Genomic DNA, 21,731 nt, shown 5'->3' with positions numbered 1-21,731 from the left:
CGGGATCCTTACGGGAAGCGCCGCCGTGCGGCGGCTCAGCGGCGCACCCGTGGCATCCCCAGCCCGATCCAGGAGATGATCTCCCGCTGGATCTCGTTGTTGCCGCCGCCGAAGGTGAAGACGACGCTGCTGCGGTAGCCGCGCTCCAGCTCTCCGTGGAGGACCTCGCCCGCCGAGCCCTCCTTGAGCGGACCGGCGGCGCCGACGATCTCCATCAGCCAGGCGTAGGCGTCGCGGCGCGCCTCGGAGCCGTACACCTTGACGGCGGAGGCGTCCTGCGGGGTGAGGGCCTCCCGTTCGAGGGCCTCGACCATCTGCCAGTTGAGCAGCTTCATGGCGTCCAGCCGGGCGTGGGTGCGGGCCAGCCGGGCGCGCACCCAGCCCAGGTCGATCACCCGGCGGCCGTCGGGGAGCTTGGTGTCGGCGGCCCACTGGCGGACGCCGCGCAGGGCGCGGATGGCCATGGTGCCGTGGGCGGCGAGGGTGACCCGCTCGTAGTTGAGCTGGGTGGTGATCATGCGCCAGCCCTCGTTCTCCGCGCCGACGCGGCGGGTGGCCGGGACGCGGATGTTCTCGTAGTAGCTGGCGGTGGTGTCGTGGGAGGCGAGGGTCTTGATGAGGGTGGAGGAGTAGCCGGGGTCGTCGGTCGGGACCAGCAGGATGCTGATGCCCTTGTGGGGTTTGGCGTCGGGGTCGGTGCGGACCGCGAGCCACACCCAGTCGGCGGTGTCGCCGTTGGTGGTCCAGGTCTTCTGGCCGTTGACGACGTAGTCGTCACCGTCGCGCACCGCGCGGGTCTTGAGGGAGGCGAGGTCGGTACCGGCGTCCGGCTCGCTGTAGCCGATCGCGAAGTCGATCTCGCCGGAGAGGACCCTGGGCAGGAAGTACGCCTTCTGCTCCTCGGTGCCGTACCGCATGATCGTCGGCCCGACCGTGTTGAGCGCCATCAGCGGCAGCGGCACCCCGGCCTGGGCCGCCTCGTCGAAGAAGATGAACTGCTCGACCGGGCCGAGCCCGCGCCCGCCGTACTCCTGTGGCCAGCCCACCCCCAGCCAGCCGTCGGTGCCGAGCCGGCGGATGGTCTCGCGGTAGAACCGCTTCTGCCCGGTGGAGTCGGCATAGCGGGCGTAGGCGTCATCGGGGACCAGTTCGGCGAAGTACGCGCGCAGCTCATCGCGCAACCGCCGCTGATCAGGGGTGTATTCGAGGTCCACGGCCCCTCCTGGAGTCTCGCGTGCGCCATGACGGCGGGCTGGGAGCGTCCTGGGATCGAGGGGCACGGTAGAACGTGTTCCAACAATACGGAAGGGCCGTGGACCGGGCCGTCGGCCCGGTCCACGGCCCCAGACAGGCCCTAGGTCTCAGCCCTCCGCCCGGGGCGGGGTGTCGTCGCCGCCCGGCCGTACGACCCGTACCGGCTGGCCCGGACGCCAGGTGCGCAGCACCAGCTGCCCGTTCTCCAGGGCGGTGTGCACCACCTCGGTCACCTCGGCGCGGAAGAGGTGGAAGGGCTCGGGCGGCCGGATCTCCTCGACGAAGCGGGCGATCGTCTCGGGGTCGGTCACCTCGACCGCCCGGCCGCTCACCCGTACGTCGCCCTCGGCCAGGTCCTCGCTCGGGCCGGGGTTGGCCTGCACCGAGAACCGCGGATCGCGGCGCAGGTCCAGCGCCTTGCGCGACTCCGGCATCATGCCGAGCCACAACTCGCCGGAGAGGAAGTTCACTTCGAGCGGGGTCACCCGCGGGGAGCCGTCCTGGCGCAGGGTGGCCAGCACATGGTGGCGGTAGCGCCGGAAGCGGTCCTGGGCGTAGTCGGCGAAGGCGGGCTCGGCCGCCGCGAATCCGGCCCAGCTGGTGGTCGGGTAGGTCATCGTCATGGCGCCCATGCTCGGACCGTTTCCGGACGTCTCCTGTCGGGATTTCCGGGCTTCCCACTCCCGCGCCTGGTCCGGTGGCAGATACGCGTTCCACTCGGTGCCCGGCAGCGGATAGGCGACCCAGGTGCGGGCGTAGGCCGGGGGCCGGGCCCGGCCGCGCCGCAACAGCAGCGCGGTCGGTTCCCGGGCGGCGCGGCGCAGCAGCGCGGGCAGGGTGGTGGACCGGTTGTTCCCGCTGGTCTGGGCGGAGGAGCAGCCGGCGTGGTACGCGACGGGCAGGGCGCGGTCGCCGGTCACCAGGCAGGGCGGCCGCAGCCCCAGCCGCTGGAGCCCCTTGGCGGCGGTGCGATAGCGGCCGGTGGTGGTGTCGGACTGCTCGGCGGTGTGGTTGAGGACGACGACCTGGCTCGCCAGATGGAGCGTGATGATCACCCCGAGGGCGACCGCCAGGTGCTGCGGTGAGCGCGCGGCCCGTACGGCGCGGAACACCAGCCCGGCGATCGGCAGCGCCAGCAGCGCGTAGGCGGGCATCAGGAAGCGCGGTGCGGAGTAGCCGATGAGCAGCAGATAGGGCAGGGCGAGGGTGGCCGCGCAGGCGACGGGCAGCACGGTGAGCGGTACGGCGGGCGGCCGGGCGGCCGGGCGGCCGAGCCCCACCCGCACCCGGCGCAGCTCCTGGCGGTCGCGCAGGGTGGTGTGTACGGCCAGGAGGGTCAGCACGGGCAGCGCCAGCCACCACACGGTCAGCTCCGGGTGGCGCAGCGGCACCTCGCAGGGACGGCACAGCTGGGGCCCGTTGAGGCTGCGCAGCGCGGCCCCGACGCTGAAGTGGAGACCCATGCCGCCCTCGACGTCGCTGGAGGCGGCCAGCCGCTCCCCGATGCCGCCGAAACGGTCGTACGCCTCCCCGATCCACTGGGCGGCGCCGAGCAGCGGTCCGCCGATCAGCGGAAGCAGGGCGGGCCGCCAGGTGCGCACCCCGATCGCGCCGATCAGCAGCGGCAGGGTGAGCCATCCCCCGTCGGGGGTGCGCACCAGGGTGACGCCCGCGAGGACGGCGCCCAGCCACCAGCGGGCGTTCGGTTCGTCCGGCACCCGGAGGAACCAGCCGACGGCGGCGACGGCGCCGATCGCCACCCAGAGGTTGGGCATCACCGCGGGCCCGCTGATCTGGGTGATCCACAGCCCCGAGAACAGCAGCGCGGCCAGGGCCACCTGGGGCGCGGGCAGCAGCCGGGTCCAGACCCGGAAGGCGCCGTAGAGCGCGCCCGCGGACAGCAGCATCAGCAGGATCCGCAGCGCCGGAATGGAGTCGGTGGCGGACACGACGGGCGCGACCAGGAGACTGACGCCGCGCGAGCGGGGTGCGCTGAAGTACGCGGGCGGGGTCCGCGGATCGACCTGGGAGACATACACGGACTCGTCCCAGCCCAGCGCGTGGCCGGTGTGCGGGATCACCATGGCGAGCTGGACCACGGCGTATCCGATGGCGACCAGCCCGAGCCAGGGGGCCGGACGGCGGTACCGCTGCGGCGGGCGGGGCTGGGGGCGCGGGGGCAGGACGGCGGCCGCCGATGCGGCAGTATTCTCCATGCGCGCACCATATGATGTCTATGTACCTTTTTCGTCCTATTAGGCCGTTCGGCTCAGTGTCCAAGGGGTGCCTTGGGCGCGGCGGATCCGTACGCTGTTGCAGCGGTGCACACCCCCATCCGGCGGAGGACGGACACACCTATGAAAATGCTCATCAACGTCCCCGAGACCGTGGTCGCCGACGCCCTGCGCGGACTGGCCGCCTGCCACCCCGAGCTGATCGTCGACGTCGACAACCGGGTGATCGTCCGGCGGGACGCACCGATCGAGGGCAAGGTGGGACTGGTCTCCGGTGGCGGCTCGGGGCACGAACCGCTGCACGGCGGCTTCGTGGGGCCCGGCATGCTCGACGCCGCCTGCCCCGGCGAGGTGTTCACCTCCCCGGTGCCGGATCAGATGGTGCGCGCGGCGGCCGCGGTGGACAGCGGCAAGGGCGTGCTGTTCATCGTCAAGAACTACACGGGCGACGTGCTCAACTTCGACATGGCCGCCGAGCTCGCCGAGGACGAGGGCATCCAGGTCGCCAAGGTCCTGGTCAACGACGATGCGGCGGTCACCGACAGCCTCTACACGGCGGGCCGGCGCGGCACCGGGGCCACCCTGTTCGTGGAGAAGATCGCGGGCGCGGCGGCCGACGAGGGCGCGCCGCTGGAGCGGGTGGAGTCGATCGCCCGGCGGGTGAACGAGCTCTCGCGGAGCTTCGGTGTGGCCCTCAGCGCCTGCTCCACCCCGGCCAAGGGCGGCCCCACCTTCGATCTGCCCGCCGGGGAGCTGGAGTTGGGCGTGGGCATCCACGGCGAGCCGGGGCGTGAGCGGCGGGCGATGATGACCTCCCGCGAGATCGCCGACTACGCGGTGGAGGTGGTGGTCGAGGACCTGCGCCCGGACAACCCGGTGCTGCTGCTCGTCAACGGCATGGGGGCGACCCCGCAGCTGGAGCTGTACGGCTTCGCCGCCGAGGTGCACCGGGCGCTCGGCGAGCGCCGGGTGGCGGTGGCGCGTACGCTCGTCGGCAACTACGTCACATCACTCGACATGGCGGGCGCTTCGATCACGCTGTGCCAGGTCGACGAGGACCTCCTGCGGCTGTGGGACGCACCCGTGCGGACCACCGGGCTGCGCTGGGGCGCCTGAGGCCGGCCGGCCCCCGATCCGTACGCTGTCGCCGTTGGCTACACCCCGAGGAGGCGTCTGTGTCCAGCAGTGAACCCGCCGTCGACGACGTGCTCGACACCCCTTTCTTCCTCCGATGGCTCACCGCCGCCGCCACGTCCGTGAGCCGTGAGGCGGCCCGTCTCACCGACCTGGACTCCGCGATCGGCGACGCCGACCACGGAACCAATATGCAGCGCGGCTTCGCCGCCGTGACCGAGGCTCTGGAGAAGGAGCCGCCGGGCTCGCCCGGGGCGACGCTCATCCTGGCCGGGCGCCAGTTGATCTCCAAGGTGGGCGGGGCCTCCGGACCGCTGTACGGGACGCTGCTGCGGCGCGCCGGCAAGGCGCTCGGCGACGCCGAGCAGATCACCCCGCAGCAGCTGGCGGACGCGCTGCGGGCCGGGGTGGACGCGGTGGCGCAGCTCGGCGGCGCCGCGCCCGGCGACAAGACGATGCTGGACGCGCTGCTCCCCGCCGTCGAGGCGCTGGGCGCGGGCACCGGGTCGTTCGCGGCCGCGGGCGAGGCCGCCGAGAAGGGGGCGCTGGCCACCGTGCCGATGCTGGCCCGCAAGGGCAGGGCCAGCTATCTGGGTGACCGCAGCGTCGGCCACCAGGACCCGGGTGCCACCTCGTCGGCGCTGATCATCGGGGCACTGGCGGAGGCGGCCCGATGACCGAGGAGAGCGGGAAGGTCGGCATAGTCCTGGTGTCGCACAGCGCGGCGGTGGCCGACTCCGTCGCCGAGCTGGCGAAGGCGCTGTCCGGCGGCGGCACGGCGCCGGTCCGCGCCGCGGGCGGCACCGCGGACGGCGGCTTCGGCACCAGCCCGGAGCTGATAGCGGAGGCGGCCCAGGCGGTCGACCGGGGCGCCGGAGTGGCGGTCCTGGTGGACCTGGGCAGCGCGGTCCTGGCCGTCAAGGCGCTGCTGGCCGAGGGCGACGAACTGCCCGACGGCACCCGATTGGTGGACGCGCCGCTCGTGGAGGGCGCGGTCGCGGCGCTCGTCACCGCCTCCACCGGGGCGGATGTGGACGCGGTGCTCCAGGCGGCCTCGGAGGCGTACGACTACCGCAAGGTCTGATACCGCCGCGCGCTATTGAACGGGCCCCGCCGGTGACGGCGGGGTCCGTTCCGTCCGCGCCCTGTTCAGTCCGGGCACAGTTCACTCCGCAACGAACACTCCGGGTCCATATCGCGCTGCCGCTTATTTCACTGATACTCGGCGCGTACGGGGCGAGTTGCCCGGTTTCGGACCGCTCCGGGCACGGTGACAGCACCCCGCCCCTTCGGCCGTCAAGTGATAGGCGAGATACCAGAACGGGCTTCCGAATCCGTCGATCTTGCGTCTAGACTGCTCATGTCCGAGTGGGGGGACCGGCGGCATTCAGGGGGAATAAATGGACGTAATTGAGTGTGCCCGCGTACACCTGGCATCCATCGAACCGATGATGTCGACGCGGGTGTCGCAGCGACCGGGGCCCCTTTGCGGCCCGGCCCGGATTCCACGCGCGGAAATGACCCGCCCGCGCCGACCGCACGATTCCCTCAGCGTCTGAACCTTCGCGCCCGTCACGGGCGTTCGATATATCGACCATGGGGCGGCGGTCGTGTCTCACGTCCGCCTTCATGGTGCCGTACAGAGCACGGACGGCAATCCATCTTTTTCCATACAAAGCAAGGGTTTCCGCGTGCCTGTTTTCTTCTCCTTAATCAACGGATTTCGACATTTCGACGTGGAGGAGTCAGTCGCATGACCACACCCACGCTCAGCCCCGGCCGCTTGGATGCGGATGCCGTCCGTGAGTCGGTGGACGTCGTACTCGAAGATTTTCTGACGGCCAAGGCCCGCACCACCCCACAACACCATCTGCCGTATCTCTCCGGGCTGCTCAGGGATTTCCTGTCCGGCGGAAAGCGCATACGGCCCCTGTTGTGTGTCACCGGCTGGCAGGCCGTCGGCGGCGGCGAGGACACCGAGGCGGTGTTCCGGGTGGCCGCCTGTCTGGAGATGTTCCACGCCTTCGCGCTGATCCACGACGACGTCATGGACGACAGCGACACCCGCCGCGGCCGGCCGACCATCCATCGCACCCTGGCCGCGCTGTGCGCCACCGACCGCAGACCCGATCAGATCGAGCGGTTCGGGGTCAGCGGGGCCGTGCTGCTCGGCGACCTCGCCCTCACCTGGTCGGACGAACTCCTGCACTCGGCCGGTCTGACCCCCGTCCAGTTCGACGCCGTACTGCCGCTGCTGTCGGAGATGCGCACCGAGGTGATGCTGGGCCAGTACCTCGATCTGCAGGCCACCGGGGAGCTGACGGACGACGTCGAGGCCACCCTCACGGTCAACCGGTACAAGACCGCCAAGTACACCATCGAGCGTCCGCTGCACGTCGGAGCCGCCGTCGCGGGCGCCGGCCCGGAGGCCATGGAGGCATTCACCGCCTACGCCCTGCCGCTCGGTGAGGCGTTCCAGCTCCGCGACGACCTGCTGGGCGTGTACGGCGATCCGGAGTCGACCGGCAAGTCCCAGCTGGACGATCTGCGGGCCGGGAAGAACACCACCCTGATCGCGCTCGCCCTGCGCGGCTCCGACAGCGCCCAGGCGGCGCGGCTGCGCAGCCTCATCGGCAATCCGCTGCTGGACGAGCGGGACGCCGCGACCATTCAGGAGATCTTCGCCGCCACCACCGCCCGGGAGGCCGTCGAGCAGATGATCGACGACCGCCGGACGCAGGCCCTGCGGGCCCTCGACGACGCCCCATTCACCGCGGACGCGGTCAACGCGCTGAAGCAGATCGCCCGCCTGGCCACTGTGAGGAACTCATGACGACCGGACTTTCCACGGCCGGGGCCCAGGGCATCGGCCGGAACAGCGTCCGCCCGTACCTGGAGGAGTGCACCCGCCGCTTCCAGGAGATGTTCGACCGCCATGTCGTCACCCGGCCCACCAAGGTCGAATTGACCGACGCCGAACTGCGCGAGGTCATCGACGACTGCAACGCGGCGGTGGCTCCCCTCGGCAAATCGGTTTCCGATGAACGCTGGATCTCCTATGTGGGGGTGGTGCTGTGGTCCCAGAGCCCCCGCCATATCAAGGACATGGAGGCGTTCAAGGCCGTCTGCGTCCTGAACTGTGTGACGTTCGTGTGGGACGACATGGATCCCGCACTCCACGACTTCGGTCTCTTCCTGCCCCAGCTCCGCAAGATCTGCGAGAAGTACTACAGCCCCGAGGACGCGGAGGTCGCGTACGAGGCGGCGCGTGCCTTCGTCACCAGTGACCATATGTTCCGCGACTCGCCCATCAAGGCGGCGCTGTGCACCACGTCCCCGGAGCAGTATTTCCGTTTCCGGGTGACCGACATCGGCGTCGACTTCTGGATGAAGATGTCGTATCCGATCTACCGGCATCCGGAGTTCACCGAACACGCCAAGACGAGCCTGGCCGCGCGGATGACCACCCGGGGACTCACCATCGTCAACGACTTCTACTCCTATGACCGCGAGGTCTCCCTGGGCCAGATCACCAACTGTTTCCGGCTCTGCGATGTGAGCGATGAGACGGCGTTCAAGGAGTTCTTCCAGGCCCGGCTCGATGACATGATCGAGGACATCGAGTGCATCAAGGCGTTCGACCAGCTGACGCAGGACGTCTTCCTCGATCTGATCTACGGCAACTTCGTCTGGACCACCAGCAACAAGCGCTACAAGACGGCCGTCAACGACGTCAACTCCCGCATCCAGTGAGGGAACGGGGATCCGTGACTCCCGCGAAGAGCTCCGCACAGCCGGAGCGCTCCTGGACCACCGGCACGGCACCCGGCTCGGTGCCGCTGCTGGGGCACACCCTGGCGCTCTGGCGCCGTCCGCTGCAGTTCCTGGCCTCCCTGCCCGCCCACGGCGATCTGGTCGAGGTCAGGCTGGGGCCCAGCCGCGCCTATCTGGCCTGCCATCCCGAGCTGGTCCGCCAGGTGCTGCTCAATCCCCGGGTGTTCGACAAGGGCGGGGTCTTCGACAAGGCGCGGCAGCTGCTCGGGAACAGCCTCTCGGTCTCCCGGGGCGAGGACCACCGCTACCAGCGGCGGATGATCCAGCCCGCGTTCCACACCCCGAAGATCGCCGCCTACACCGCCGCGGTCGCCGATGACACCCGTGCCGCGATCGGCTCCTGGGAGCCGGGGCGCACCCTGGACATCAGCGACACCATGCACGCCCTGCTGATGCGGGTGGCCGCGCGGACGCTGTTCTCCACCGGGATCGACGAGGCGACGATCGACGAGGCGCGCCACTGTCTGCGCATCGTCTCGGACGGCATCTACAAGCGCACCATGGCGCCCTTGGGAATCATGGAGAAGCTCCCCACCCCGGGCAACCGGCGCTATGACCGGGCCAATGCCCGGCTGCGGCAGATCGTGGACGGGATGATCCGCGACCGCCGGCGCTCCGGCGCCGACCACGGCGATCTGCTCTCCACGCTGCTGCGCGCCGAACACCCGGAGACCGGGAAGGGCCTTGACGACGGCGAGGTCCTCGACCAGGTGGTCACCTTCCTGGTGGCCGGGAGCGAGACCACCGCCTCGACCCTCGCCTTCGTCTTCCACCTCCTGGGCGCCCACCCGGAGGTGGAGAAGCGGGTGCACGCCGAGATCGACGAGGTCCTGGAGGGTCGCATCCCCACCTTCGAGGACCTGCCGTCCCTGGAGTACACCCGCGGGGTCATCACCGAGTCGCTGCGGCTGTATCCGCCGTCCTGGATGGCGATGCGGGTCACGGCGGCCGAGACCGAGCTCGGCGGCCGGACGATCCCGGCGGGCACGATGATCCTCTACAGCGCCCAGGCGCTGCACCACAACCCCGGACTGTTCCCCGACCCCGAGCGGTTCGACCCCGAGCGCTGGCTCGGCGACCGCGCCAGGGAGGTGGAGCGCGGGGCGCTGCTCCCGTTCGGCGCGGGCAGCCACAAGTGCATCGGGGACGTCCTGGCGCTGACCGAGACCGCCCTCATCGTGGCCACGATCGCGAGCCGGTGGCGCCTCCGCCCGGTGCCCGGGACGACATTGCGCCCCGAGCCGAAGGCGACGCTCGAACCCGGCCCGCTGCCCATGGTGTGCGAGCCGCGCTGACGACGTCCGGTCCGGGGCCCGCCCCGGACCGGACGCCCCGCACCTTCCGTACCCCACCTCGCGAGTGAAGGACATCTTCCGCATGAGGACCGCGCAGCAACCGGCGACGCGCCACTGGCGGCACGCCATCGCTCCCGGCGGGCTTCCGCTGGTCGGCCACGCCCTGCTGATGGGCCGCAAGCCGCTTCAGTTCCTGGCCTCCCTGCCCGCCCACGGCGATCTGGTCGAACTCCGGCTGGGGCCCCGGCCGGTCTATCTGCCCTGTCATCCGGAGCTGATCCAGCAGGTGCTGGTGAACGCGCGGGTCTACGACACCGGCGGGCCGGTCAAGGAGAAGGCCAAGCCCATCCTGGGCAACGGCCTGATCACCTCCGACTGGGCGGACCACCGGCGGCAGCGCCGGCTGGTGCAGCCCGCGTTCCACGCCGCCCGGATCGCCACGTACGCCGAGGTGATGGAGCGGGAGTGCGAGGCCGAGTCGACGGCGTGGGCCGCGCGCCACCCCATCGACGTCAGCCACGAGATGCTCGCGCTCACCGCGCGGGTGACCGCCCGTGCGCTCTTCTCGACCGATATGGCGCCGCATGCCGTGGCCGAGATCCAGCACTGTCTGCCCATCGTCGTGGAGGGCGCCTACCGGCAGGCGATCGACCCCACCGGGCTGCTGGCCAGGCTCCCGCTCGCGGCGAACCGGCGCTTCGAGGACGCGCTCGCCCGGCTCAACCAGCTCATCGACCGCATGATCGACGACTACAAGGCGTCGGACGACGGCGACCGCGGCGATGTGCTGTCCGCGCTCTTCGCGGCACAGGACGACGAGACCGGCGGCACGATGTCGGACCAGGAGATCCACGACCAGGTCATGACCCTGCTGCTGGCCGGGATCGAGACCACCGCCTCCGCGCTGACCTGGACCTGGTTCCTGCTCGGCCGCAATCCCCGGGCCGAGGCCGCGCTGCACGCCGAGGTCGACGAGGTGCTGGGCGGGCGCGCCCCGGCTTACGCCGACGTCCCCCGGCTCGCGTACACCCAGCGGGTGTTCAGCGAGGCGCTGCGGCTCTTCCCGCCCGCGTGGCTGTTCACCCGGACCACCACCGAGACCACCGAGCTCGGCGGGCGGCGGCTGCCCCCGGCGTCGGACGTGCTGATCAGCCCGTATGTGCTGCACCGCGATCCGGCTCTCTTCCCCCGCCCGGAGTCCTTCGACCCGGACCGCTGGCTCCCCGAGCGGGCCAAGGAGGTGACGCGCGGTTCGTATCTGCCGTTCGGCGGTGGCAGCCGCAAGTGCATCGGCGACGTCTTCGGCATGACGGAGGCGACACTCGCCCTGGCCGCGATCGCGAGCCGCTGGCGGATGCGCCCGATTCCGGGGACGAAGATCCGGCCGAGGCCGCAGATGAGCCTCACGGCCGGTCCGCTGCGGATGATTCCGGAGCCACGCTGAACGCCGCGCCCCGCAGACTCGACGGACCGCGGTGGGGGGCCACCGCGGTCCGTCGAGTGCTCCTGGCCGGGAGCTCAGGCGTCCGGAGCGGGGGTGAAACGTACCGGCAGTCGCCGCAGCCCGCGCAGCATCAGGCTGGGCCGCCAGGCGAGTCCGGCCGGATCGGCCTCCAGGGCGAGATCGGGGCAGCGCTCCAGCAGGGCCCGGAAGGCGATGGCCGCTTCGAGCCGGGCCAGCGGCGCACCCAGGCAGTGGTGGACACCGTGGCCGAAGCCGAGATGGCCGCGCGGTGCGCGCCGGATGTCGAAGCGGTCCGGCTCGGCGAAGCGCCGGGGGTCACGCGACCCGGCGGCCAGGGCGACCGCCACCGGCTCCCCGGCCGGAATGGTCGTACCCGCGATCTCCACCGGCTCCCTGGTGAAGCGGAACGCGGCGCTCTCCACCGGGCCGTCGTAGCGCAGCATCTCCTCGATCGCGCCCTCCAGCAGCGACCAGTCGGCGCGCAGCGCGGCCAGCTGCCCGGGGTGGCGGAGCAGGGCGAGGGTGCCGCTGGAGATCAGGTTGGCGGAGGTCTCGTACCCGGCGACCAGCAGCACGAAGGCCATGCCGAGCATCTCCTCGTCGGAGAGCGCGTCGCCGTCCCCGTCCATGGTGCGGACCAGGGCGCTGAGCAGATCGTCGCCGGGGGTGCGGCGCTTGGTCTCGATGAGCTCCGCGAAGTATCCCGTCAGGGCCTGGGCGGCGGCACCGGCGGCCTCCGGGCGGGTCAGATCGGTGCTCTCGAGGTACCAGTCGTGGAACGCCTTGCGATCGGTCTCCGGCACCCCCAGCAGCTCGCAGATGACGGCCAGGGGCAGCGGCAGCGCGTAGTCCTCGACGAGGTCGGCCCGGCCCAGCGGGGCCATCGCGTCCAGCAGTTCGTCCGCGATCTGCCGGACGCGGGGGCGCAGGGCCTCGATCCGGCCCGGGGTGAAGGCACGGGCCACCAGCCCCCGCAGCCGGGTGTGGTGCGGCGGGTCGGTCTGCACCATGTTCCGCCCGATGGCGTTGCCGCCGTCGTCCTGCCACGTGGCCGAGTGACGGACGTCATTGCTCAGCCGGGGGTCGGTCAGCGCGGCGCGGGCCTCCTCGTGGCCGACGACGAGCCAGAACTCCCCGGAGGCGTCGGTGCGCACCCGGTGGAGCGGGCCCCGCTCCCGCAGACGTGCGTAGACCGGATACGGGTTGACGACGAAATCCGCGCCGAGCGCGGACAGATCCTGGGGCATGCGATCCCCTCAGTCGGTTGGCGGCTTCCCCCGAAGCCAGAACCGGGGATCGTTCCCCGCCCTGGCGATGATCTTAACACCTAACCGGAGAGATTCCCCCGGTTAGTGTTAGGGTTGCGGGCCATGGGCAGCCGTGTGGAGAAAGAGACACCGTTGCGCCGAGACGCACGGCGCAACCGCGAGATGCTGATAGCTGCCGCCCGGGAGATCTACACGGATCAGGGTGTGGACGCCCCGCTCGACGACATCGCCCGTCGGGCCGGAGTCGGCAGCGCCACCCTCTACCGGCGGTTCGCCGGCCGGGCGGAACTCATCGAGGCGGTGTTCGGCGATTCCCTTCGGGACATTCTGCGGGCGGCCGAGGAGGCCCGCTCCGCGACCGACGCCTGGGCCGGGCTCACAGCCTACCTGGAGCGCATCTTCGGGCTGCTCGCCGCCGACCGGGGCACCAACGACCTGATGACCACCGGCATCCAGGGCGTCCCCTCGCTCGACGCGCTCCGTAAGGAGAACCACAAGACGCTCGACGACCTTCTGGGCCGCGCCCAGGAGCAGGGCAAGGTCCGGGCGGACGCCACCGCGGAGGACCTCCAGTTCATGCTGGCCGCGCTCGGCCGCGCGGTCCCCGGCTCGACCGTGGCCGCGCCACTGGCCTGGCGCCGCTATCTGGCCCTGCTGCTCGACGGGCTGCGCCCCGAGGGGTCCCATCCGCTCCCGGCCCCCTCGCTCACCCCGGAAGAGCTCAACGCCGCCATGCTCCAGCTCGGCAAGGTACGGCGGCCGCGCGCGGGACGCGCCGACTAGGGTCCTTCTGACGGATCTCCGTGGAGGAAGGAGCGGCGTCCGGGGCGTGCTCTCGGCGTGCCGCGCGGATGCCCTCGTAGCGGAGCTACTTGGGCTTTCGCGCGGTGCGGCGAGAGGGCGTGCCGGGCGTCGCTCCTTCCTCCACGGAGATCCGTCAGAAGGACCCTAGTGACCTGAGTCAGAGGTTCGTCGTTGGTTTGGTGTGAATCGTCGTGGACCGAAGATCCCGCCATTGTCGGTAACGGATGCCCAGCGTGCTGTGCTTGAGGGGTGGGTGCGTCGCCGGTCGACAGCTCAGGCTCTGGCCTTGCGGTCCCGGATCGTGCTGGAGTGTTCCCAGGGACACTCGATCATGGAGGTGTCACGGCGGCTGAAGGTCGCTCCGGACACGGTCCGCACCTGGCGAAGGCGCTTCCTCGACCGCGGTCTGGACGGCCTGTCCGACGAGCCCAGGCCAGGTGTCCCCAGGAAGATCACCGATGGCGATGTGGAGCGGGTCATCGTCAAGACACTGGAGGAGAAGCCGACGAACGCCACGCACTGGTCGACCCGGTCGATGGCGGCAGCGACCGGGATGTCCCAGTCCGCCATCTCAAGGATCTGGCGTGCCTTCGCCTTGGCCCCGCACCGCTCCGAGACGTTCAAGCTGTCCACAGACCCGCTGTTCATCGACAAGGTCCGCGATGTGGTGGGCCTCTACCTCGACCCGCCGGAGAAGGCCCTGGTGCTATGCGTGGACGAGAAGTCCCAGATCCAGGCCCTGGACCGTTCGCAGCCGGTGCTGCCGATAATGCCTGGCGTTCCCGAACGCCGCAGTCACGACTATGTCCGCGCCGGCACCACCACCCTCTTCGCGGCCCTGGAAGTGGCCACGGGCAAGGTGATCGGTTCACTGCACCGCCGACACCGGGCCGCCGAGTTCAAGAAGTTCCTGACCAAGCTCGATAAGGAAGTACCCGCAGACCTCGACGTGCATCTGATCCTGGACAACTACGCCACCCACAAGACGCCCGCCGTCAAGAAGTGGCTGCTGGCACATCCCCGCTTCCACCTGCACTTCACGCCCACCGGCTCATCGTGGCTGAACCTGGTGGAGCGATGGTTCGGCGAACTGACCAGCAAGAAACTCCGCCGCAGTGTCCACCGCTCCGTCCAAGCCCTCGAACGCGACATCCGAACCTGGCTCGCCGACTGGAACGAACACCCCAGACCCTTCGCCTGGACCAAGACCGCCGACGAAATCCTCGACAAAGTCGCCGCCTACTGCCAGAGAATCTCCGACTCAGGTCACTAGGGGGCTCCGGGGCGGGGCGCGGCCGACGCACGGGTCTCCCGGGCGGACGTGTCACCACAGTGGCCGGGTGAAGTATGTCGCCCGCCTACATATCCGAGCCGAACTGCGCATTTCTACGGTGTGGCAACACAAAACCGTCCCCGCACCCCGCTCGGAAGTGGTGACCCATGCCCACCCCGGATTCTCCGGCCTCCGCTCCCCCGACCCCACCCGGCTCCCTGCGCCGTATCGTCGCCGCGAGCCTCATCGGCACCACCATCGAGTGGTACGACTTCTTCCTCTACGGCTCGGCCGCCGCGCTCGTCTTCAACAAGCTCTTCTTCCCGGACTCCGACCCGCTCGTCGGCACACTGCTGTCGTTCCTGACCTACGCGGTCGGCTTCGCCGCCCGGCCGGTCGGCGCCCTGGTCTTCGGCCACTACGGCGACCGGCTCGGCCGTAAGAAGCTGCTGATCCTGAGTCTGCTGATGATGGGCGGCGCGACCTGCGCCATCGGGCTGCTGCCCACCCACGCCACGGTCGGCTCGGCGGCGCCCGTACTGCTCACCGCGCTGCGTCTGCTCCAGGGGTTCGCACTGGGCGGCGAATGGGGCGGGGCGGTGCTGCTGGTGTCGGAGCACGGGGACGCGCGGCGGCGCGGGTTCTGGGCGTCCTGGCCGCAGACCGGCGCCCCCGCGGGGCAGCTTCTGGCCACCGGGGTGCTCTCCGCGCTGACGGCCACGCTCTCCGACGACGCCTTCGAGTCATGGGGGTGGCGAGTGCCGTTCCTGCTCTCGGGGGTGCTGGTGCTGGTCGGCTTGTGGATTCGTCTCTCTGTCGATGAGTCGCCGGTGTTCAAGGCGGCGCTGGCCCGGGCCGAGGCCCGTAAGGCGGCCGCGGGCGGGGAGGACGCCGCCGAGAAGATGCCGCTGGTGGCGGTCCTGCGCCACCACTGGCGGGATGTGCTGATCGCCATGGGCGCGCGGATGGCCGAGAACATCAGCTACTACGTCATCACCGCCTTCGTCCTCGTCTACGCGACCTCCGACCATGTGGGCCTCGGCAAGCAGACCGCGCTCAACGCCGTACTGATCGCCTCGGCCGTGCACTTCGCGGTCATCCCGGCATGGGGCGCACTGTCGGACCGGGTCGGGCGCCGTCCGGTGTATCTCCTGGGCGCGGCGGGCGTGGGCGCGTGGGCCTTCCCGTTCTTCCTCCTCATCGACACCAAGGGCTTCCCGGCCGTGGTGCTCGCCGTGACGGTCGGGCTGATCTTCCACGGGGCGATGTACGCGCCCCAGGCGGCCTTCTTCTCCGAGATGTTCGCGACCCGGATGCGGTATTCGGGGGCGTCGATCGGCGCGCAGTTCTCGTCCGTCGCGGCCGGTGCGCCCGCCCCGCTGATCGCCACCGCGCTGCTGGCCGACTACGACAGCGCCACGCCGATCGCCCTCTATGTGATCGCGGCGGCCCTGCTCACCCTGGTGGCCGTGGGCGTCGCCAAGGAGACCCGGGACCGCGATCTGGCCGCCGTCGAACCGACTTCGGCCCCCTCCCCGCGGTCGGCGACGGAGGCGGCGGAGCGCACGGCCCGTTCGGCCTCGGCTCAGTAGCCCACGGCCGAGGCCAGGCGGTGCAGCCGCAGGGCGAGCTGGATCTCCAGGGAGCGGGCGGGCGACTGCCAGTCGGGGCCGAGCAGCCGCCCGACCCGCTCCAGCCGCTGCGTCACCGTGTTGACGTGCACGTGGAGGGCGTCCTTCGTACGGGCCGGGCTCATCCCGCCGGCGAAGTACGCGTCGAGCGTGCGGATCAGCTCGGTGCCGCGCCGCTCGTCGTAGTCGATGACGGCGCCCACGGTGCGGTTCACGAAGTCCTGGACGCCGGTGCCGTCCGGGGCGCCCTCGCGGGTCCCGGCCAGCAGCAGACCGAGGAACCCGAAGTCCTCGGCGGCGGCGCCCTGTCCGGCCCGGCCCAGCACCCGCAGGGCGGCCAGACAGCGCCGGGCCTCGGCGTAGCCCGCGGCGACCTCCTCGGGTCGCGCGGCGGGCGCGGGGACCGGTGCGGAGGCGCCCACGGTGACCGCGGCGTGCACGGCGGTGCCCAGTTGCCGGGCGGTGCGGCGGGCGAGGGAGTCCGCGGTGTCGCCGTCGGCGAGCGGCAGCAGCAGGACGGTGCCGCCGTCGCGGGTGGCGGCCAGACCGTGCCGGGTGGCCGCCAGGTGGGACGCGGCGGACCACAGGCGCCGACGGCCCGCGGCGTCCTCTGCGGGCGCGCCACCGGATGTGCTTCCGGGCCTGCTTCCGTGGGTGGTGCCGTGGGTGTTGCCGTGCGTGGTGCCGTGTGCGTCGCCGGACCCGGACCCGGCGCCGGGACCGGTGACGGGTGTGCCGGGGCCCGGTGCCTCGATGCCCGCCGCGAGCACCACATGGGGTGTGTCCAGGTCCGCCTGGAGCCGCGCGGCGCGCTCGCGCAGCAGCCGGGGTTCGCGGTCGGGGGCGTCGAGGAGGTCGTCCAGGAGCTCGCCGCGCACCCGCTGTTCGGCCTCGCCCGCCGAGCGGCGGGCGAGCTGAAGCAGCGAGGTGACCATCGCGGCCCGCTCCAGGGTGCGCTGGTCCACGGGGTCGAGCCGGGGGTGGCCGCGCAGCACGAGCGCGCCGAGCAGTTCGCCGCCCGCCGAGACCGCGGCTACCCAGTCCTCCTCTCCGTCGCGCACCGCGTGGCCGTCGGCCCGGGACCGGTCGACGGCCGCCGTGGGCGCCTCGTCGGCCTCGAGGAACTCCACCGAGCCGCTGAGCACCTCGGCCAGGGCGTCGGCGACGTCCTGCACCCCGCCGCCGCGCAGCACCAGCTCGGTGAGCCGGTCGTGGACGTCGGAGGCGCGCTCGATGACCCGGCTGCGATCCCGGATGATCTCGTTTGCGGCCTCCAGCTCGGCGAGCGCCGTACGGGTCTCGGCGAGCAGATGGGCGGTGTCGATGGCCACGGCCGCGTGGGCGGCGAACGAGCCCAGCAGCGCCGTCTGTTCGCGTTCGAACACCCGGGCCCGGCGGTCGGCCGCGAACAGCACGCCGATGACACCGCTGCCGAGCAGCAGCGGCACCCCGAGGATGGCGACGAGGCCCTCCTCCCTGACGCCCGCGTCGATGGCGTGGGTGTGCTGGAACCGCGGATCGTGGAAGTAGCTCTCGGTCACATAGGGGCGGGCGGTCTGGGCCACCAGACCGCCGAGCCCCTCCCCCATGCCGAGCCGCAGTTGCTGGAAGCGGGCCGAGACCGAGCCGTCGGTGACCCTCATATAGGTGTCACCGGCCGTCGGGTCGTTGAGCGTCAGATAGGCCACCTCGGTACCCAGCAGGGAGCGGGCGCGCTGCACGATGGCCTGGAGCACCGCGTCCAGGTCGCGCAGCCCCGCCAGGTCGTGGGCGGTCTCGAAGAGCGCGGACAGCTCGGCCTCGCGGCGCCGTCTCCCCTCCAGCTCACCGCGCACCCGCAGGGCGAGCAGCTTGGCGCGCTCCAGGGCCGCCAGCCGGTCGGCCGGGGCCTTGTCGGCGCGGGCGCGCAGCACCGGGCGCTCGTACGCCTCGGCGGGCGCGCCGCGCGCGAGCAGTTCCAGGTAGGGGGTCTCCGGCCGGTCGTCGGGCATGGGCACAGGCATACTCCCGCCGGGCGCGGCGGCGCCAGCCGTAAGGCGGCCCGGTGCCCTGTCGACGGGGCGGCCGGGCAACAGGCGGTCCGGTGGCTGAGCCAATGGGCCACCGTCCGGAACTGGCTCAGCCAATCGGCCACCGTCCGGAGCTGGCTCAGCCAATCGGCCACCGTCCGCCGGTGGATCGGCCAATCGGCCATCGTCCGCCGGTGGATCGGCCAATCCGCTCTCGTGGTCCGGTGGCTGAGCCAATCGGCCATCACGGGCCGGTGACCGATCCGATGGGCCGCTCAGTGGGCGGTCCATCCGCCGTCCATGCTCAGCGAGGCCCCGGTGATGAAGGACGTGTGCGGACCGCAGAGATACGCGACGGCCTCGGCGACCTCCTCGGGCTCGACCAGCCGCTTGACCGCCGCATCGGCCAGCATCACCTCGGAGACCACCCGCTCCGGGGAGATCCCGTGGGCCTCGGCCTGGTCGGCGACCTGCCGCTCGACGAGCGGGGTGCGCACATAGCCGGGGTTGACGCAGTTGGAGGTCACCCCGTGCTCCGCGCCCTCCAGGGCGGCGACCTTGGAGAGCCCCTCCAGGCCGTGTTTGGCGGCCACATAGGCCGACTTGTACGGGGAGGCGCGCAGCCCGTGCACCGAGGAGATGTTCACGATCCGGCCCCAGCCCTGGGCGTACATGTGCGGCAGCGCGCCCCGCACCAGCCGGAAGGGGGCCTCCAGCATCACGGTGAGCACCCGGGAGAAGACCTCGGGCGGAAAGTCCTGGATGGGCCGGACGAGTTGGAGCCCGGCGTTGTTGACCAGGATGTCGGTGCCGGCGGCGGCCCGCTCGGCGGCGTCGAGGTCGGTGAGGTCCAGGGGGTGGGCCTCGACAGGCCCGGGCAGTCCGGAGGCAGCGGCGACGAGGTCGGTGAGGCCCTCGGCGTCCAGGTCGACGGCCCGCACCCGCGCCCCGGCGGTGGCCAGCCGCAGCGTACAGGCCCGGCCGATGCCCCCGGCGGCGCCCGTGACGAGTGCGGTACGGCCGGAGAGATCGGGGCCGCCGGACGGCCGTGGGTCCGGGCCTGGTGTGGTGGACGCGCTCATGAGGGGCACATTAGGCAGCCGTCGGGCCCGGACCGATGTGGGGGCGGCACATACTTCACTCCTCGACGATGGGCTCGAACCATGTCGGGCCGTCCTCGAGCGCCTGCTTGATCCGGGACAGGGAGAAGTCCTCCATCGCGGGCAGCGCGTCGAGCGGGAACCAGCCGACGTCCAGCGACTCGTCGTCGTTCACCCGCGCCTCGCCACCGACCGCGCGGCAGCGGAAGCAGACGTCCACGAACTGGCACCTGTCGTCGTTGGGGTAGGTCACCGGCGCCAGGGTCCGTACGAGCACGATGCGTTCGGGGACACAGCGCACCGCGGTCTCCTCCTCGACCTCGCGGACCACCGCCGTGGCCGGCTGCTCACCGGGTTCGGGGATGCCACAGATGATGGTCCAGCGGCCGTTGTCGGCCCGGCGGCCCAGCAGCACCCGGTCCTGGTCGTCGAAGACCACGGCGCTCACGCCCGGCAGATAGAGCAGTTGGTGGCCGATGGAGGCCCTGAGGTCACGGATGAAGTCGGGGGTCGGCATGGGCCGAGGGTATCGGGCGGAATCGGGGGCGCGCGCGGCGGCCGTACGGCGCCCTCCACGGCGGGCGTTTCACCACCGACTCATCGTTTCTGCGCACCATATACACATTCCTTACGACAAGCGCTACGGTTTCGGGTGTCATGGCTCGCGCGACGGCCGTAAGGGCGTCGGCGCGGTGCCCGTCACGACGGGGGGTCGACGGGATGACGTCATCAGTGGTGGAGCCTGTCGTGCAGGAGCACGGCGGACCGGCCGCCGGCCGCGCCGGTGCGTCCGACATCGCGGGGGTTCTGATCCTGGCCGGTTGCGCCGTCTGGGCGCTGATCGCGGCCACGGGGCGGCCGGCCCGCCCCGAGGGGGTGCTGCTGGCCGTGCTGGCGGTGGCCGCCGGGTACGCCTGCGGCCGGATCGCCGGATCGCTGCTGCCGGTCGCCGGGGCGGCGGCGGCCGGACTCGCGGGGTTCGGCCTGGCCTGCACCTCGCCGTACGGGCTCACCGGCCATGAGGGGCCGGGCGCGGCCCAGCTCACCCTGGCCACGGGCGCGGTCTGCTGCGCGGCCTGGGCCGCCCCGCGGGTCCTCCGCCCGGCGCTGTGGCTGCCGGCCGTGGCGATCACGCTGACGGCCGTGGTGGGCGGCTCGACGGTCGGCTCGGTGGCGAGCGGCGCCGTCCTGGTGGGCTCGCTCGTCGCCGCTCGGCCGCGGCGGCTGCCGGCGCTCGCCGCGTGCGCGCTGATCGCGGCGGTCGCGGTCGGCGGCACATGGGCGGTCGCCAAGGGCGCGGTCCCGGGCGGACTGCCGCCCTCCCTGCGCGCCCATCTCACCGAGCACCGGATCCGGCTGTGGCAGGACGCCGCCCGTATTGAGGAGACGGACCCGCTGCGCGGTGCGGGCCCGGACCGCTTCGGCGAACTGAGCCCCGCGGCGGCCCAGCCGCTGGGCCCGGAGGCCAAGCCGCATTCGGCGCCGCTCCAGCAGGCAGCCGGTCAGGGGCTGCCGGGGGTGGCCCTGCTGGGCGCGGCCTTCGGCTGGATGCTCCTCGCCCTGTGGCGCTCCCCGCGCCCCACTCCGGTGGTCCTTACGGCGGCCGCGACCCTCACGGCCCTGGCCGTCGAGTCCTGTCTGGGCAACGCCCTCAGCTTCTCCCAGATCACCGCGGGAGCGGGTCTCCTCGCCGGGCTGGCGACCGCCCGCCGCCTGGACGACACCCCTGGAGCGGTGCCGTAAGCGAGCCCCGGATGCCACGGAAGGGAACGCATCCCCCGGAAGAGGGGAACGGGGATCGGCTAGACCTGGGAGGTGCGGGCCGCGATCAGCCGCAGCCGGTCGCGGATGACCCGGACCGCCGCCTCCGCGTCATCCACCGTGACCGTGAAGACGCGGCCGTCCCCGAGGCGGACCACCACGCCCTCGCCCCGGCGCACCACGACGGCGGTGCCCTTCTCGGGGCGCCAACGGTAGCCCCAGCCGCCCCACTGACAGGGGGTGACCTTACGGGCCACATCGGCGTGGACCACGTCGCTGAGCGGGATGCGGCGGCGTGGGAGCCCCATATGGCCGCAGCGGATCTCCAGCACCTCGTCGTCGACCCGTACCGCCACATGGACGAAGGCGAGGGTGCCGAAGAGCATCAGCAGCCCGGCGGCGACACAGCCGATGACGGCCATCAGGAGCGGGGCGATGCCCGAGCCCCAGGACGAGTCGACGGCGAGGTCGACACCGAGCGCCAGGCACGCGGCGCCCGCCACGGCCAGCAGCCACTGCACGCGATTGTGGGCGCGTCCGATCCAGACCGCGGGCGGCTGCCCGTGGGCGGTCGGCTCTCCGGGGTCGTGGTGCCTCATGGTTGGCAGCGTACTCACCTTCCGGCACCACGGCAGCGGGGCGGGTGAATCCGCTGGTGAGGGGCGTTTC

18 protein-coding genes are annotated in these 21,731 nt (G+C 71.8%); 11 read left to right on the top strand and 7 right to left on the bottom strand.

Annotated features, from left to right (window positions below; all coding sequences use genetic code 11):
• Nucleotides 1–35: 35 nt before the first annotated feature.
• Together ACZ6TD_RS40220 and ACZ6TD_RS40215 are read right to left on the bottom strand one after the other, a co-directional pair.
• Nucleotides 36–1,214 carry an acyl-CoA dehydrogenase family protein gene (locus tag ACZ6TD_RS40220; protein WP_471346098.1) on the bottom strand — a complete coding sequence of 393 codons (1,179 nt, stop codon included), beginning with the start codon at nt 1,212–1,214 and terminating at the stop codon, nt 36–38.
• Between the two features lie 147 nt (nt 1,215–1,361).
• Nucleotides 1,362–3,470 carry a pyridoxamine 5'-phosphate oxidase family protein gene (locus tag ACZ6TD_RS40215; protein ID WP_471346096.1) on the bottom strand — a complete coding sequence of 703 codons (2,109 nt, stop codon included), beginning with the start codon at nt 3,468–3,470 and terminating at the stop codon, nt 1,362–1,364.
• A 141-nt stretch (nt 3,471–3,611) separates the two neighbouring features.
• Here ACZ6TD_RS40215 and dhaK point away from each other — a divergent pair, with 141 nt between their 5' ends.
• The 7 genes from dhaK to ACZ6TD_RS40180 all read left to right on the top strand — a co-directional run bounded on the left by dhaK (nt 3,612) and on the right by ACZ6TD_RS40180 (nt 11,195).
• Nucleotides 3,612–4,604 (top strand): dihydroxyacetone kinase subunit DhaK, encoded by a 993-nt coding sequence (gene dhaK, locus ACZ6TD_RS40210; protein ID WP_471346094.1) that lies wholly within the window; start codon nt 3,612–3,614, stop codon nt 4,602–4,604.
• A 59-nt stretch (nt 4,605–4,663) separates the two neighbouring features.
• Nucleotides 4,664–5,299 carry a dihydroxyacetone kinase subunit DhaL gene (gene dhaL / locus ACZ6TD_RS40205; RefSeq protein ID WP_470014138.1) on the top strand — a complete coding sequence of 212 codons (636 nt, stop codon included), beginning with the start codon at nt 4,664–4,666 and terminating at the stop codon, nt 5,297–5,299.
• Nucleotides 5,296–5,706 (top strand): dihydroxyacetone kinase phosphoryl donor subunit DhaM, encoded by a 411-nt coding sequence (dhaM, locus tag ACZ6TD_RS40200; protein ID WP_471346092.1) that lies wholly within the window; start codon nt 5,296–5,298, stop codon nt 5,704–5,706. The genes dhaL and dhaM overlap by 4 nt, the downstream gene beginning before the upstream one ends.
• 669 nt (nt 5,707–6,375) lie before the next feature.
• Nucleotides 6,376–7,455, top strand: a complete 1,080-nt coding sequence (locus tag ACZ6TD_RS40195; protein WP_471346090.1) for a polyprenyl synthetase family protein — start codon at nt 6,376–6,378, stop codon at nt 7,453–7,455.
• Nucleotides 7,452–8,375: a terpene synthase family protein gene (locus ACZ6TD_RS40190; protein ID WP_471346089.1), complete on the top strand. Its 924-nt coding sequence runs from the start codon at nt 7,452–7,454 to the stop codon at nt 8,373–8,375. The genes ACZ6TD_RS40195 and ACZ6TD_RS40190 overlap by 4 nt, the downstream gene beginning before the upstream one ends.
• A gap of 14 nt (nt 8,376–8,389) precedes the next feature.
• Nucleotides 8,390–9,751, top strand: a complete 1,362-nt coding sequence (locus ACZ6TD_RS40185; RefSeq protein WP_471346087.1) for a cytochrome P450 — start codon at nt 8,390–8,392, stop codon at nt 9,749–9,751.
• 82 nt (nt 9,752–9,833) lie between these two features.
• Complete coding sequence (locus tag ACZ6TD_RS40180) at nt 9,834–11,195, top strand: cytochrome P450 (protein ID WP_471346085.1); 1,362 nt, start codon at nt 9,834–9,836, stop codon at nt 11,193–11,195.
• A gap of 74 nt (nt 11,196–11,269) precedes the next feature.
• On the opposite strand, the gene ACZ6TD_RS40175 is transcribed toward ACZ6TD_RS40180, so the two are convergent.
• Nucleotides 11,270–12,463, bottom strand: a complete 1,194-nt coding sequence (locus ACZ6TD_RS40175; protein WP_471346083.1) for a cytochrome P450 family protein — start codon at nt 12,461–12,463, stop codon at nt 11,270–11,272.
• Nucleotides 12,464–12,586: 123 nt separating this feature from the next.
• Between ACZ6TD_RS40175 and ACZ6TD_RS40170 the strand changes: the two genes are divergently transcribed.
• From ACZ6TD_RS40170 to ACZ6TD_RS40160, 3 genes are all read left to right on the top strand, one after another.
• Complete coding sequence (locus ACZ6TD_RS40170) at nt 12,587–13,267, top strand: TetR/AcrR family transcriptional regulator (protein WP_471346081.1); 681 nt, start codon at nt 12,587–12,589, stop codon at nt 13,265–13,267.
• A gap of 202 nt (nt 13,268–13,469) precedes the next feature.
• Nucleotides 13,470–14,561, top strand: a complete 1,092-nt coding sequence (locus ACZ6TD_RS40165; RefSeq protein ID WP_471346079.1) for an IS630 family transposase — start codon at nt 13,470–13,472, stop codon at nt 14,559–14,561.
• A 167-nt stretch (nt 14,562–14,728) separates the two neighbouring features.
• Complete coding sequence (locus ACZ6TD_RS40160) at nt 14,729–16,153, top strand: MFS transporter (protein WP_471346077.1); 1,425 nt, start codon at nt 14,729–14,731, stop codon at nt 16,151–16,153.
• On the opposite strand, the gene ACZ6TD_RS40155 is transcribed toward ACZ6TD_RS40160, so the two are convergent.
• From ACZ6TD_RS40155 to ACZ6TD_RS40145, 3 genes are all read right to left on the bottom strand, one after another.
• Nucleotides 16,147–18,195, bottom strand: coding sequence for a helix-turn-helix domain-containing protein (locus tag ACZ6TD_RS40155; RefSeq protein WP_471346075.1), 2,049 nt, complete (start codon nt 18,193–18,195; stop codon nt 16,147–16,149). The genes ACZ6TD_RS40160 and ACZ6TD_RS40155 overlap by 7 nt on opposite strands.
• Before the next feature lie 281 nt (nt 18,196–18,476).
• Nucleotides 18,477–19,283: a 3-hydroxybutyrate dehydrogenase gene (locus tag ACZ6TD_RS40150; protein WP_471346073.1), complete on the bottom strand. Its 807-nt coding sequence runs from the start codon at nt 19,281–19,283 to the stop codon at nt 18,477–18,479.
• A 55-nt stretch (nt 19,284–19,338) separates the two neighbouring features.
• Nucleotides 19,339–19,818, bottom strand: a complete 480-nt coding sequence (locus tag ACZ6TD_RS40145; protein ID WP_470014154.1) for an NUDIX hydrolase — start codon at nt 19,816–19,818, stop codon at nt 19,339–19,341.
• A 215-nt stretch (nt 19,819–20,033) separates the two neighbouring features.
• On the opposite strand from ACZ6TD_RS40145, the gene ACZ6TD_RS40140 reads away from it, so the two are divergent.
• Nucleotides 20,034–21,044: an O-antigen ligase family protein gene (locus ACZ6TD_RS40140; protein ID WP_471346071.1), complete on the top strand. Its 1,011-nt coding sequence runs from the start codon at nt 20,034–20,036 to the stop codon at nt 21,042–21,044.
• Nucleotides 21,045–21,103: 59 nt separating this feature from the next.
• Here ACZ6TD_RS40140 and ACZ6TD_RS40135 read toward each other — a convergent pair whose 3' ends face one another.
• On the bottom strand, nt 21,104–21,661 hold the full coding sequence (locus ACZ6TD_RS40135; RefSeq protein WP_471346069.1) for a hypothetical protein: 558 nt from the start codon (nt 21,659–21,661) through the stop codon (nt 21,104–21,106).
• Nucleotides 21,662–21,731 lie beyond the last annotated feature (70 nt).

Source organism: Streptomyces yongxingensis (genome assembly GCF_055597465.1).
Note: the sequence above shows the minus strand (reverse complement) of the source record. Positions and strands in the feature narration are given on the sequence as shown.